Genomic DNA, 14,493 nt, shown 5'->3' on the forward strand with positions numbered 1-14,493 from the left:
TTCCTCCCTTATCCGGTCGTCATACGATCCGTTTATAGAATTTCTTATCGACCTCCATCACCGGGAACCCGGGCGGCAGCATCTCTGCGGTCACTTCGGCAAATCCGTTCTTTTCGTAGAATCGGTGGGCGGCTTGGAAAGCGGGCGTCGTTCCGAGCCATATCTCCTCCAGCCCCCGCTGCTCCGCCCAAGTGAAAGCCTCATCCAATAAACGCTTCGAGACCGCATAGTGTCCGCCCCGGAATTCTTTTTTCACGAACATTTTACGCAACGCTGCCCGATCTTGCCCGATGTCCAACAGAGCGATCGTTCCGATGATTTCGCCTTCATGGAGCGCAGTCCAAAAGTTCCCTTTTCCTTTCTGATAAAAGGTCTCGATCTCAAGCAGGTCCGGTTGGTCTTCCAAGGTGATCGGAATGCCGTATTCGTTACGCTGGATATGTAAAATAAGCTCGGCCGTGCGATCTCTCCGTTCAACTGAAGAGGCGTAAGGTTCGATCGTATATGCGGGCTGTCGGTTCATTCTGTTCCCTCCCAAGGCAAGCTTGGCGGCTCCGGCAGCTCGATCTCCCATTCCAGTTCGCGCCAAGGCGTCGATTCGTCCGCAAGAGGTCCGCGCAAAATCCCCGCATTGATCTCCGACAACTCCTCCGAAAGATCGCCTGCCCAGAACTGCCTCCCCGCCATATAAGCAACCGCGTAATCCGGCCAACTCCGATACGAATAACGAGCCCGAACCGCCGTATGCAGCAGACAGATTTCTTCTTCTTCCTCGCCGATATACCCTTCCAGACGCGCGCAGCGAAGGTAAAAGGCCAAGCGCCCCAAATCCCAAGCCGCGATACCCGCAGGCGGCAGCCGATCCATATAAAGATGCACCGTATATAGCTCGGCGTATCGCTCCATCTCCCGCCTGCTTGCCACGTAAGTCTTCCGTTGTGCCAACGTCATTCCGCTGAGTCTCAGACGCATGTCTTGAAAACCGGGATTGTGCATCCCTGCCCACATGCGTTCAGCCAAGTGCCTAATGCCTTCCGCATCCGTGATTCCCCATAGGTCTTCCAAAATGCCGGATGAATCGAAATTGGCATTGCGGCATGCGGCAGGAGTATAAGGCGGTTGTACTCCGTTTTGCGTCAACAACGGCGCTCCGAGCGCCGTTGCCCAATCCAAAGCACGTTGATATCCGTAAGCATCCATTACCTATTCCAACCCTCCATTTCATAAGGCCGAACATCGCGCGGCTCTATTCGAACCGGATAAAGCTTCATACTGAACGGCCAACTCTCGCGGCGCGACGGGCTGCGCATCAACTGTCGGAGCGAAGACGGAATCGAGCTTCGTCCTTCCATTTTCTCCAGTCTGGATTTGTAATCGGGATGCGACGGATTTTCTTCAGAAGCTTGGCGTGCCAAATAAAGAGCCTCCTCCGTCAGACCGTTTTCGAACAAAGCGATCGACAACAAACTGGTCGCATCGCCGCGCAGTCCTGCATCATAAGCTTGGCGAAGATGCTGCATGGCCGATTCATACTCTCCTTTTTTCAACAGCCAGGCACCGATATAATAATGAACCTGCGGATACAGCGGCTTGATCGACTGTCGGTTCAACAGTTCGCTGATCACCGCCCCCGCTTCCGCTATGCGCTCATGTTCAAATAAAACACCGATTCGCCGCATTTGCGTCTCGGTATCGTCCGGCTCTAGTGCCAAGATCCGATCTGCATAATCCAAAGCCAATGCCTCTCCGCGAGCTGCCAGCTCATCCAGCGCAAAACGAAGAATTTCGGGATCCCCGGGTGCGACTTCGGCTACGCGCATAAAAGTACTCCGTGCTTCGCGGCTCCGTCCCAGCTTGCGATAAGCCCAACCTTGAAGCAGCAACATTTTGCCGTCGACCTCTGTCGCATGTTCCGCTTCGGCCAATGCTTCCGCGTATCGGCCTTTACGCAAATACAACTCGCATAAAGCAGCGCGAACAAGCGGCGAATCCCCGAAGTTCCGAGAGTGTTCCAGACTTTGCAGCGCTTCGTCATAACGTCTCGTCTTCAGCTCGCACAGCCCTTTCATCCACAGCCAATTCGGATGGCCCGAACGATTGGCCGAAGCACGCTCAAAGTCTGCCAGCGCTTCCTCGTACTGCCCCAGCCGATAGCGGACGACCGCTCGTTTGCCGTAATGAACGCCTTCCGGTTTCAAGCTCAACGCGCGATTGATCAGCTCCAGTGCTTCCTCATGATGATCCTGACCGATTGCGCAATCCGCCAGTGCAGCCCAGATGACAACATTTTCGCCTAAAAAAAGGGTTTGTGCGGTTTTGAGGTCTTTTTCCGCCGCCGACCATTGTTCGCACTTGATCCGATACAATCCGCGATGCAGCCAGGCATAATACGCATTTTTCGACGAAGAAGAACTCAAGTCGACCGCCTGATCCAGACAGCGGGAGCCTTCCTCTTCGCGGCCAAGCATGATCCACACCCGACCGAGCAGCGTCTTCATTGCACTCGTCGAGCCGTACGTCGGAGCTTCAGTCAGCAATCGTTCGCAATCCGCATAACGCTCCAACTCAAACAACAACTCTCCTGCCGCAAAACGCGAATCACGATCCCCGGGATACCTTTTCAGCACATCAAGCAGCTGCTCGGCCTGCATCGCCTGCAAATCAAGCAGCCGTATACGCAGCTCGATATCCGACGGCTCCAGCAGCAGCGCCAAATCGCATACCTGCCGGGCTTCGCCGCAGCGTTCCAATTCGCGAAGGCAGCGTGCCAGCCCAAGCAAAGCCTGCGGATCATTAGGCAGAAGATCGAGCGCACGCCGAAGCAAATCCAAAGCCTCCGCCGCACGCTCCGTTTCCAGAAACCGATCGGCCAAGCGCAGTAACGCATCCCGTTCATTCGGAAATTCAGCAACCAGCGCCTTCCAATCCTCTTCTGCACGCAAATCCTTGCCGAGCAGGTGCAGCGTAGTCGCTCGAAGCCGCAGCAGATCGGGATCTCTATGAAATAACATATACGCCTTATCAAACTGTTCTACGGCCTCGCGAAGACGACCATTCCCCATCAAAGTCGCTCCGCTTGCTCGCAAAGACAGAAACTCATCATGCGAAAAGTCTTTTCCGGGCGGCAAATACTCAAACCTTAACGCTGCGGGCTGGCGGATCGAGTTCAGTACGAATGCAGCAAAATCGGGCGGCACCAACTTGGCAAGCCCAACCTCGTCGTCTGTCCAATAAAAGATTTGGTCGAGCCTTTGCCAGACGGGCAACGGAAGATGAGGATGCTCCGATAAAAAGGCCAGAACCTTCGGTTGCACTTCTTGCTTGAACGAGAAATTCTTCAATTGTTCGTGCTCAAGCAGCTCGCTCCATTTTTCAACTTGGATTCGCTGGGCGTAGTCGTCATATAACTCTTCGAACAATCGAATCAGGCCGTCAGGATCAAGACCTTCAACGGACTGTCCGGAAGCGGACGCAGGTACGTCGGTTGAACCCGGATGCGAGGGAATGCCCTCTTCGTTGGTTCTTGGTACTCTGCGGCGCTGCGCCAAACGGTTCGCTTCTCCCCAAGCAGGCAGACGCTCTGCGTCATGCTCCCCGTTCGATGCTGCCGCATCATTCGCCGAACCGCCGACAAAATGTGCATCCGCGCGCGCCTGCGGTTCCAATGTTTTCGCTTGTTCCAATGCCTCGCCGTACGCTTCGCGCAGACGTTGGAACCCTTCCGGATCATCTTCGGGATGCGTCTTTTTTAAAAGGGCCGCATAAGCGCGTTTGATCGCCCGGCTATCTGAGGTCGGCGCTATGCCGAGGATCTGCCAGATTCCCATCTCAACGACGATTCCTTTCGAACTGATTCAAAAATTGTTCCAGCCGATCGGCTTCTTCGCTGATTTCTTTGGCGTCCTGACGGTTCAAAGCCGCTTCGAAGCGCTGCATCGCCAAGCCGATCCATTCGCGCTCGTCGCCGAGACGCTCTTCGTACAGCCGATCTCCCCGCGCCAGCAGCAGGCGATTTTTCTCCCGGTCTCTCGGGTGCATCTTCAACGTTGCCAACTGCGCCAACCGTCGTTCAATCTCTTCGCGGCTCATAACCCCCGGATTCTCCTCGATCACGATGCGATGCACGTCTTCCAATCCGATCGTTTTGACCTCGACTTCCAAGATGCCGTTGATATCGTAGGTATAACGGATATCGATATCCCGAATGCCCGTGGTTCCCGGCGGAAATTCCACTTCCAGCTCGCCGAGCAGCAGGTTATTGGCGGCCAGACGACTTTCTCCCTGATAGATTTTGACGATGATCCGCCGCTGTTCCTCGTTTACGGTCGAGAATCGTTTCACCCGGCTCACCGGAACGAACGTATTGCGGTCGATGATCGGACTGAAATGACCGCTCTCGTATTCGCCCGTTTCATAAGCCATCGCGACTTCCGTGCCGAGCGTGTACGGACAGACGTCGGTCATGACCACGTCTTGAAGCTCTTCGCTGCGTTCTTTCATTCCGGCCTGAATCCCCGCGCCGACGGCAATCGTTTCGTCGGGATCGATGCTGGCGGCGGGCAGGCGCCCGAACATGCGGCTGAGCATCGAATACACCACAGGCATACGCGAAGCGCCGCCTACCATGACGATCTCGTCAATCGTATTCGCATCGATCGAAGCGTCAAGCAGCGCGCGTTCGATCGGTTTGCGAAGCCGTTCCACCAGCGACTCCGTTAGCTTCTCGAACTTTTCGCGATCGATGACCAGCTCTTTCGTCTCGCCGCCGATGCCTGCACGCATCAAAATCGGCTGCTGTCTCGACAAGCCCTTTTTTCCCGACTCCGCCTGATCCCGCAAAAAAGCTAACGTTTTGCGCTCCAACGAAGAAGACTCCGTGCCGAACGAAGCGAGGAAATGATCGACGATCACGTTCGTGAAATCTTCGCCGCCGAGATAATTGTCTCCGGCCACCGCTTTGACCTCCATCACCCCGTCGAACAGCTCAAGAATCGACACGTCGAACGTGCCGCCTCCGAGGTCGAACACGAGAAACTGCGTTTCCGGCTTCTGCTGATGCAGCCCGTAAGCGATAGCCGCCGCCGTCGGCTCGTTGAGCAGGCGTTCGACTTTCAACCCCGCCAGTTCTCCCGCCATTCGGGTGGCTTTGCGCTGCGTATCGTTGAAATAAGCAGGCACGCTGATCACGGCTTCCGTAACCGGCTCGCCCAGATAATTCTCGGCATCGGCTTTCAGCGCCCGAAGCACCAGCGCCGACAGTTCTTCCGCCCGGAAGCGCCGATCGCCCAGCCGGACTTCTTTGGCCGTGCCCATATGACGCTTGAACGCGGCCGCCGTCATCAGCGGATGCGTAAGCAGTCTTTCCTGCGCGATTCGTCCTACCAGAATATCGCCGTTGTCGTCCACGCCGACGACCGACGGAGTCAAGCGATCGCACAAAGCGTTGGGAATCAGCTCGGCGCGGCCGTTTTTCCAGACCGAGACGGCGCTATTGGTCGTACCCAGATCGATTCCGATAATGGTCATGGTTATTCTCCACCGTTTCTTTGTATGAGATATGAACAATATATGATTCTCAGTTTAACAGCATAGCCATAATTTCGACAAATGAGCGAAAACTCTTCTTTTCCTATAAAAAAAGAAACTTCAGGCTGACCTGCCGAAGTTTCTTTGCATGATTTCGATTTTGACTGTCTTAAGAAGCTTTCGTTCCCGCGCTCTCCGTCTTATCCGACTCTCGCAGCTGCTTGCGCAGCAGCGGATAAAACAGAATTCCGCTGGCCAGCAGCAGCACGCCGAACCCGAACGTTTTCCAATCGCCCATGCCCGCATATACGACCCACACGGAGTAGATGGTAGCAAGCACCGCCACGATGCCGTCCGTGCGGCGTTCGCGCGCTTTTGCATAACCCTCGCCGGTCAACGTCAGTTTGAGTTGATAGACCGACGCGATCAGATACGGGACCAGATACGCAAGCGTCGCGACCACGATGATGAAGTCGAACGCCTGAGAAATCGAACCGGAGATCGTCGAGAAAATCAGCAGTTGGCCGAGCGCGTTCGAGATCCATAGCGACAGCTTCGGCATGCCTTTGTCGTTTTCCTGTTTAAAAGGCTGAAGAAAAACGCGCTGCTTGGCCGCTTCGTAAGGAACCTCCGCGCTCAGCAATACCCAACCGATCGTCGATCCGATCAAACTGATCAGACCCAATGCCGCCAGCAGATAACCGCCGTAAGGTCCGAGTACCGCCGTCATCGCGTCGACCAACGGATTTTGCGACTGCATCAATTGTTCTTTCGGCAGAAGTCCCATGGTCAGAATACTGATGCCGACGTACAGTACGATCGCGATCAGCAGCCCGGCAAACGTCGCCCGGCTGACATCCTTTTTCCGCTTGGCGCGCGCCGCGAACACGGTTGCCGACTCTACGCCGATAAACGCCCACAGCGTTACGACCGCCGCCGCATTGATCTGCGACAGAAGCGATGCCGAACGGCCCTCCGCATCGATATGCGCCGCCGCGAACTGTCCCATCGTCGAAGATTGAAAAGCAAACAAGGCAATGATAATGAACAAAGCAAAGCCGATGACTTTCGTTGCCGTCGCGATCAGGTTCAACCGTCCGGCTCCTTCGATTCCCCGCAATGCCAGAAAGTGAGTTCCCCACAGCAGCAGCGAGCATACGACGAAGTTCAAGCTATGCCCGATCGTCAATTCGAAGCTCCCGATGCTAAGCAGCACGCTCGCGCTGTTCATGATCGGGAAGAACGTCGATAAGTAGCTGGCGAACGTCGTGATGACGGCCACGAAGCCCGCAATATTTCCGATCCAGTAGCCCCAGCTCGACATGAATCCCGACAGCAGCGATAACGCAGGGCTGTTCGGGAATAATTCTTTTGCATAAATCTGCGGTCCGCCGTTCAATTCGGGTTTGCGCAGCGCCAAATTTCCGAATACGAGCGCTAGCATTAATACCCCAAAGCCCGTTACGGCCCACGCCAATACTGTACCTGCCGGACTTGCCGCTTCCGCCAGCGAACGCGGCAGCATGAAAATCCCTGATCCGACCATATTCCCCACGACCAAAGCCGTCAGTACCCAAAACCCTAATGTCTTTCCCTTGCTCAACGAAATTACCCCTTTTCCATCCATGCTCTATCTCTGTACCAGTGAGACGCAAAAAAGCATCCCGGCCTTTCATTATACACTTTTCTCTGGTAAAGCGAAAGAGTAAAAGACAAAGAACAGAAACGAAATTGTACGAAGGCGCTTTCGTCCTGTAGAATAAACGGGAGATCAATGATTCGGAGGCGGGTATGAACAATCGATACAAAAGCGAAAAAGACGTATTTTTCTTCACGATGAACTGGGCCATTATTATCGCGCTGCTGATTCTGGTCTGGATGGGGCTCTCGACCGGAGGCTCGCTGCTGTTCATTCCGGTATGGCTGCTCATTTTGATGTTTGTCGTATCCACATGGTATATGACCAACTACGAGATCGACAAAGGGCATTTGCGCGTGCGCTCGGGACCGCTGAACTGGAATATTCCGATCGACAAAATCGAGAAGATTCGACGCAAGCGCAGCATGAGTTCGGGTCCGGCGCATTCGCGCAGTCGGTTGGAGATCACGTACGCGGGCGGCAGCATGTTGATTTCGCCGGTGCGGGAAGAGGAATTTTTGAAGCAGTTGAAGGGGATTAACCGGAAGATCACAATCGATGTGCCGGATGTGAAAAAGGATGACGGCGCGAAAAAAAACCTTTCCCGGTGAGGGAAAGGTTTTTTTCATTTTGAGGGGTGGGAGTTTGGGAGGCGCTGCGGGAGAAATTTGTTTCGGTCGCGTGTTGACTTCGGGAAGCTGGATTGGAATCTTATAAAGGAAGCTTCCCGAAGTCAAAGGCGATCGCTGACGCTCCTTCACTGAATTTCTCCCTCCGCTTACTTCGTCTCCCAGACCACTCTCTCAAAAGATGCAACCTTTTGGGTGTTGTAAAAAAGAGCTTTCTTTTTCGGCTTTATTGGCCTTCAAAGATTAGACTTTGCTAGTTTTCGAATTCGTTCAGGCTGACCCAGCGTTTTTCCGCGGCAGAGCGCTCAACGGCTTCCAGCACAGCTTGGCATTTCACGCCGTCCGCGAAGTTGGGAACGGGTTGGCGGTCTTCGGCGATTGCTTTCATGAGTTCATGCACTTCATGGGTTACGGTGTGTTCGTAGCCGATGGTGTGGCCTGCGGGCCACCAGGCGTGCATGTAGTCATGCGCGGCGTCGGTGGCAAGTACGCGGCGGAAGCCTTGGACGTCTTCGGCGTCTTCGGAGAAAAAGACTTCCAGTTCGTTCATCCGCTCGAAGTCGAAACGGACGCTGCCGAGGCTGCCGTTGATTTCGAACGAATTGGTGCTTCGGTGGCCGTTGGCGAAGCGGGTGGCTTCGAATGTGCCAAGCGCGCCGTTTTCGAAACGGGCCATGAACATGGCGGCATCGTCGACCGTGACTTGGCCGCGAGGGCCGTCGGCAGCGCCTTTTGCCGTGAGTCCGGTCATTTCGGTCGGCATCGGGCGTTCTTTGATGAAGGTCTCGGTCATGCCGATGACTTCATCGAACTCGCCTACGAGGTAGCGGGCCATGTCGATGGTATGCGCGCCCAGATCGCCGAGCGAGCCGGAACCGGCGATTTCTTTTTGCAGACGCCAGACGAGCGGGAAATCCGGGTCCATGATCCAATCTTGCAGGAAAAGACCGCGGAAGTGATAAATTTTGCCCAGTCTGCCCTCTTCGATCAGCTTTTTCGCCAATCGTACAGCCGGAGCGAAACGATAGTTGAAGCCGACCATATGCTTAACGCCGGCAGCTTCTGCGGCCGCCAGCATTTCTTCGGCATCGGCAAGACTTAACGCGAGCGGCTTCTCGCAAAAGATATGTTTGCCCGCAGCAGCGGCAGCGAGCGCGATTTCCTTATGTGCATCGCTCGGGGCATTAATGTCGATCAGGTCGATATCGTCTCTGTTCACAAGCCGGCGCCAATCGGTCTCGATACTCTCCCAACCGAATTGCTCGCCCGCCGCACGTACCGCTTCCGCATCGCGACCGCAAATTGCGGTCATGAGAGGCTTCGGGACATCCGGCAAAAACATGGGCAGCGCCCGATATGCGTTGCTGTGCGCCTTGCCCATAAATTTGTATCCGATCATGCCGACATTTACGAAATCGTTCAAGAACATTCTCCACCCTTCCGGCCTCTGCCAATCTTTGATATCGCTTTCATATTTTATTGTAGCGAAAAGTGTGCATCAAAGAAAGTTTTGCGCAGAATCATGCGGGACGTGCGGCAAAGAATCAACTTCTTTGCCGCACGTCCCGCATTGGATTAGCGACATAATATCAAATCTATTCGTCTAACATTCATATCAGGCATACAGATGACAAGCCACCTGCCGATTCCCGTATGTCTTCAACTCCGGAAGCTCCGCCCTGCAGCGTTCGGTCGCAACCGGACACCGTGTATGGAAAGCACAGCCCGAAGGCGGATTAGCCGGGCTTGGAACATCTCCCTTCAGCACGATGCGATCCCGAAGCGCGTCCGGGTCCGGCTGCGGAACGGCCGACATCAGCGCCTTCGTGTAAGGATGCAGAGGTTCCGCGAACATCTCTGCCGTCGGTGCCAATTCAACCAGTTTCCCCAAGTACATCACGCCGACGCGGTCGCTGATGAAGCGGACGACCGACAGATCATGGGAGATGAACATATAGGTCAGGCCGAGCTGCTGCTGCAAATCCTGCATCAAATTGAGCACCTGGGATTGAATCGAGACGTCCAGTGCAGAGACCGGCTCGTCACAGACGATAAAGCGCGGATTCAGTGCCAGTGCCCGAGCGATTCCGACCCGCTGCCGCTGGCCGCCCGAGAACTCATGCGGGAAACGGCTGGCATGATACGGCGAGAGACCGACTGTTTCCATGAGGGAATCGATTCGGTCTTCCAATTCCTTTTGGCCGATCGTCTCGTGCGTACGCAGCGGTTCTTCGAGAATCTGACGTACCGTCCAGCGCGGATCGAGAGAAGCATACGGATCTTGGAACACCATCTGCATATTCGTGCGGAACTTGCGCAATTGTTCGGGATTCAGCGCACGGATATCCGTGCCTTCAAATCGGATTTCGCCTGCTGTCGGTTCAACCAAACGCAATACGGCCCTTCCGGTTGTTGACTTGCCGCAGCCGGATTCGCCGACAATCCCAATCGTCTCGCCGCGCTTAATCGACAAACTCACGCCATCGACCGCACGCACCGCGCCTGCCGGCTGTCTGCTGAACATCTTTTTGCGGATCGGATAATGCTTGGTCAAATTCCGAATTTCGAGCAGGACGTCAGAGTCGGTCGGCTGCAGAGAATCCGAACCTTGTAGCGATGTCGCACCGTTCAACGTTTCTTCCGGTTTATTCAAGGTACTCATGATCCCACCGCCTCCTTCTCCATCTGCCGCAGGAAACACCGACACTGATGACCGCTTTCCGTCGACAACAATTCAGGAGCCGATTCTTCGCATTGGCGCATCTTCACCGGACAACGCGGAGCGAATCGACATCCCGGCGGTAGTTCTAACGGATTCGGCACTTGTCCAGGGATGGATGCCAGGCGCTCGCGACCTTCCGATAGCTGCGGCAGCGAGTCGAGCAAACCTTGCGTATACGGATGCTGCGGACTGCGGAACAATGTGCGCACATCCGTTTCTTCCACGACCTGCCCGGCATACATGACGACCACGCGATCGCACATTTCAGCCACAACGCCGAGGTCATGGGTAATCATCAAAATCGCGGTGCCTTCCTCTTGCTGCAGCTCGCGCATGAGGTCCAAAATTTGCGCTTGAATAGTTACGTCCAATGCCGTTGTCGGTTCGTCAGCGATCAGCAATTCGGGTTTGCAAACCATAGCCATGGCAATCATGACACGCTGGCGCATACCGCCGGATAGTTCATGCGGATACTGTTTCACAATCTGCTCCGGCCGCGAGATTCCGACTTTTCGCAGCATCTCGATCGACAAAAGTTCGGCTTCTTTGCGTCCGATCTTCAAGTGGTAACGTGCCGATTCCGCAACTTGACGCCCGATGCGAATGACCGGATTGAGCGAGGTCATAGGTTCTTGAAAAATCATCGCCATCCGATTGCCGCGTACTCTGCGAATATCCCGTGCTGACTTACGAACGAGATCTTCTCCTTTGAACCGGATTTCGCCTGCCGCGATCCGACCGATCTTTTTGGGCAACAGCTGCATGATCGACAGCGAGGTGATGCTTTTTCCGCAGCCGGACTCCCCGACGATCCCAAGGGTCTCGCCTCTGGAAATCTTCAGATCGATCCCGTCCACCGCGCGAATGACCCCCCCGCCGGTCACAAACTCGGTCCGCAACCCGGATACTTCAAGCAATTCCGCCGTCATGGTCATCCCTCCCCTTCTTTTCGAATCAACGCTTTACTTCACGCCCAGGTATTTCAATGCCGTTAAGGCATACACTTTGGCACATTGGATAATTTGGTCGACGGGCGCCTTTTCGTTTAACCCGTGAATCGTGGACAACTCGGCCGGACCATATTGAAGCACCGGGATATGATGCTTGCGGAAATGCCGAGCGTCACTGGATGCCCATTGCAGCACGCCGTACGCTTCTTGCCCGCTGACCTCGGAGATCATTTCAACCAGATCGGATACGATCGGCTCATGCGGCGGCGTCCAATTGGCGTTACCCTGGAAACCGAACGGCTGGACGGTCGTCTCGATGCCCGCTTCCAGCAGCAGTGAGTTCGCACGTTCCATCACTGCCAGATAATCGACGCCGAACGGAACGCGACTGTCGACCTGTACCGTGCACCGATCTGCGACCACATTGACTTTTGTGCCGCCTTCGATCGTGCCGATATTGACGGTAACATGATCGAATACCTGCTCCGAACCAGGCGCCGCGCCTTCTCTGTGGATGGCATAATCTTTGGAGATTCGAATAATTTCCTGAACCTCGTTCGGAATATTAGGCTTGATGTCCCACAGCTTTTGCAGCGCTTCGATTCCTTTGGCCGCTTTGACAATAGCACTCACGCCTACTACAGGAGACAAGCTGCCGTGACCCGGCGTACCTTCTACCGTAAACTCGAACCAACAACTGCCTTTTTGCCCGATTGTCGGATTGAGCGGACCGGAAGGTTCGGCAATGACGGCAGCCGTGCCTTCCACAAGGCCTCGATCCAGCACCCAAGGAACGCCGAGGTGACCGCCCGTCTCCTCGTCCGGAACGATAAGCAGCGAGAGATCGCCTTGAAGCGGAACCTTCAGCTCAGCCAACAGCACCGTCGCAAAAATCAAGCCCGCCAAACCGCCTTTCATGTCGGAAGCTCCGCGCCCCAGCATGTAGCCGTCACGAACTTCTCCGCAAAACGGATCGAAATCCCAACGTTCCAAGTCTCCGGCAGGCACGACATCGGTATGGCCGCAATAGATCAACTTTTTCTTTTCCGAATCAGACGATGCCGCACCGCCTAATGTCGAAACCAGATTCCACATCGTTTCGGTTGTTTCATGCACGGTGGTATCCATTCCTGCCTTTTTCAAATAAGCAATAATAAATTGACTGATATCGCGGGAATCCCCCGGTGGGTTCTCAGACGGAAAACGAATCAACGCCGAACATAATTCCAGCAGCTCGTCTTGCCTGTTATCAATCTCTTGTAGCAGCCTGGCTTTCCAATCGATGCTGTCTGTCATGATTTAACACTCCTTAGCTTGACCGTTATGTTAGGGATGACCGTTGTTGCGAAAAAGAAACGGGAGACCGCCGAAACCCGGTCTCGCCGTTCTGCACGCCGGCCTTGTCGAGAGAAGAATGGACTGCTTATTGCGCCTTGCTGATGGTATTGAAGCGAATAACCTCGTCCGGGTAGTAAATATATCCGCTCACTTTGTTGTTCATGCCTACAATGCGATTGTATTCGTACAGGTAAGACCATGGGGAATCCGTCGTAATCAGTTCCTGCGCTTTGGCATACAGTTCGTTGCGCTTGCTCTGATCCGCTTCCTTGCCGGCTTCTTCCCACAGCTTGTCGACTTCAGGATTACTGTAGTTGATATAGTTCGACGAACCTTCGCTGGAAAGCAGGAAGCCGAGGTGATAACCCGGATCATTGACGAACGAAGTCCATTTGGAGATAAAGGCCGTCAAATTTTTCTCTTTTTGCATCTCAAGGAACTGGGCGCGCGCAACCTTCTCGATGTTCATAGTTACGCCGATCTTCGCGAGTTCCGCCTGGATAATAACCGCATCGTCCTCCCAGTCTTGGAAGCCCGAACCGAGCGTCAGATCGAAGGCGAATCCGTCTGGGTAACCGGCTTCGGTCAGCAGTTCTTTCGCTTTGTCGAGATTGGTGTCATACACATAGCCTGCATCAGTGTACCCCGGCGTGTTGCTGGCGACTGCGCTTTTCATTTGCTTGGCTTGACCGTACATGACATCGCCGATCAGTTGCTCGTAAGGAATTGCGTAAGAGATCGCTTGGCGAACTTTGGCATTGTCGAAAGGAGCCACTTTGTTGTTCATCGCGAAGTACAAAATCCGATTGCTTGCGTTGGATTGAACGGTCAGGTTCTCATTGCTTTGCAGAGCCGATACGTCTTTCGCCGGAATCTCGATCGCCATGTCGACGTCGCCTTTATCCAGCAGCAGTACGCGGTTCGAAGCTTCTTTCGTAAACTTCAACGTGACCTTGCTCAGCGCCGGAGCGCCGTTCCAATACTCCGCGTTAGCGCTGAATACCGCTTCGCTGGCCGGGTCCCATTTGTCGATCTTGAACGCGCCGGAGCCTGCCGTGTTGGTCTTCAGGTAATCGTCGGCTTGGCCTTCCATCGCCTTTTGATCGATAATCGAGAAGTTATACAAGGCGATAATCTGCATGAACATGTGATTCGCCTGGTTCAAGGTGATTTTCACCGTAGAGTCGTCCGGTGCTTCTACGCTCTTGATATCTGCCATTCCGTACAGGAAGCTGCCCGAACTCGAAGCGCCGAGACGTTCATAGGAGTAGACCACGTCTGCCGAGGTCATCGGGTTCCCGCTTTGGAACTTCACGCCGTCTTGCAAGGTAAAGGTATATTCGGTTCCGTCCGCCGATTCTTCCCAACTTTTGGCGAGCATCGGCTGGATGTCGTCGGTATTGGCTACTTCCGAGCCGTCGACTGTCTTTTTCCCGTAGGTGACCAGTTGGTCGTAAGCCGCCAAAACGAGCGTGTCGGATGTTAGATCGCTTGCTTCGGCAGGGTCCATTGTCGTTCCGCCTTCGGAATACGCAACCGTCAAGGTAGGCTTGGCTTGTTCGCCGTCCGCATTTGCCGTTTGTTGGTTTGCATTGCTTGCACAACCGCTCAATACGATCGAAAGAGCCAGAAATCCGCCGAACAATTTCATTTTTTTCATATGAATCTCCCCTTTTCCTATGCAAGTCT

General features: G+C 54.4%; 11 protein-coding genes. 1 reads left to right on the forward strand and 10 read right to left on the reverse strand.

The window, feature by feature from the left end; all coding sequences use genetic code 11:
- Positions 1-19: 19 nt before the first annotated feature.
- The 5 genes from HRQ63_RS04245 to HRQ63_RS04265 all read right to left on the reverse strand — a co-directional run bounded on the left by HRQ63_RS04245 (position 20) and on the right by HRQ63_RS04265 (position 7,153).
- Positions 20-523, reverse strand: a complete 504-nt coding sequence (locus HRQ63_RS04245; RefSeq protein WP_172239580.1) for a GNAT family N-acetyltransferase — start codon at positions 521-523, stop codon at positions 20-22.
- On the reverse strand, positions 520-1,200 hold the full coding sequence (locus tag HRQ63_RS04250; RefSeq protein ID WP_172239583.1) for a DUF1266 domain-containing protein: 681 nt from the start codon (positions 1,198-1,200) through the stop codon (positions 520-522). The genes HRQ63_RS04245 and HRQ63_RS04250 overlap by 4 nt, the downstream gene beginning before the upstream one ends.
- Complete coding sequence (locus HRQ63_RS04255; RefSeq protein WP_172239586.1) at positions 1,200-3,827, reverse strand: tetratricopeptide repeat protein; 2,628 nt, start codon at positions 3,825-3,827, stop codon at positions 1,200-1,202. The genes HRQ63_RS04250 and HRQ63_RS04255 overlap by 1 nt, the downstream gene beginning before the upstream one ends.
- A 1-nt stretch (position 3,828) precedes the next feature.
- Positions 3,829-5,526 carry a molecular chaperone HscC gene (locus HRQ63_RS04260; RefSeq protein ID WP_172239589.1) on the reverse strand — a complete coding sequence of 566 codons (1,698 nt, stop codon included), beginning with the start codon at positions 5,524-5,526 and terminating at the stop codon, positions 3,829-3,831.
- A 169-nt stretch (positions 5,527-5,695) separates the two neighbouring features.
- On the reverse strand, positions 5,696-7,153 hold the full coding sequence (locus HRQ63_RS04265; protein ID WP_172239592.1) for an amino acid permease: 1,458 nt from the start codon (positions 7,151-7,153) through the stop codon (positions 5,696-5,698).
- A gap of 164 nt (positions 7,154-7,317) precedes the next feature.
- Here HRQ63_RS04265 and HRQ63_RS04270 point away from each other — a divergent pair, with 164 nt between their 5' ends.
- Positions 7,318-7,776, forward strand: coding sequence for a PH domain-containing protein (locus HRQ63_RS04270; RefSeq protein WP_172239595.1), 459 nt, complete (start codon positions 7,318-7,320; stop codon positions 7,774-7,776).
- A gap of 271 nt (positions 7,777-8,047) precedes the next feature.
- On the opposite strand, the gene HRQ63_RS04275 is transcribed toward HRQ63_RS04270, so the two are convergent.
- From HRQ63_RS04275 to HRQ63_RS04295, 5 genes are all read right to left on the reverse strand, one after another.
- The gene (locus tag HRQ63_RS04275) at positions 8,048-9,193 is read right to left on the reverse strand and encodes a Gfo/Idh/MocA family protein (RefSeq protein WP_229714098.1); all 1,146 of its coding nucleotides are present in this window, start codon (positions 9,191-9,193) and stop codon (positions 8,048-8,050) included.
- Between the two features lie 216 nt (positions 9,194-9,409).
- Complete coding sequence (locus tag HRQ63_RS04280; RefSeq protein ID WP_280529284.1) at positions 9,410-10,456, reverse strand: ABC transporter ATP-binding protein; 1,047 nt, start codon at positions 10,454-10,456, stop codon at positions 9,410-9,412.
- Entirely contained in the window at positions 10,453-11,445 is a 993-nt protein-coding gene (locus tag HRQ63_RS04285) for an ABC transporter ATP-binding protein (RefSeq protein WP_172239601.1), read from the reverse strand. The genes HRQ63_RS04280 and HRQ63_RS04285 overlap by 4 nt, the downstream gene beginning before the upstream one ends.
- A gap of 33 nt (positions 11,446-11,478) precedes the next feature.
- Positions 11,479-12,762, reverse strand: a complete 1,284-nt coding sequence (locus HRQ63_RS04290) for a M20 family metallopeptidase (protein ID WP_172239604.1) — start codon at positions 12,760-12,762, stop codon at positions 11,479-11,481.
- A 127-nt stretch (positions 12,763-12,889) separates the two neighbouring features.
- Entirely contained in the window at positions 12,890-14,464 is a 1,575-nt protein-coding gene (locus HRQ63_RS04295) for an ABC transporter substrate-binding protein (RefSeq protein ID WP_172239607.1), read from the reverse strand.
- Between the last annotated feature and the right edge of the window lie 29 nt (positions 14,465-14,493).

This window comes from Saccharibacillus endophyticus (assembly GCF_013185185.1).
Classification (GTDB): domain Bacteria; phylum Bacillota; class Bacilli; order Paenibacillales; family Paenibacillaceae; genus Saccharibacillus; species Saccharibacillus endophyticus.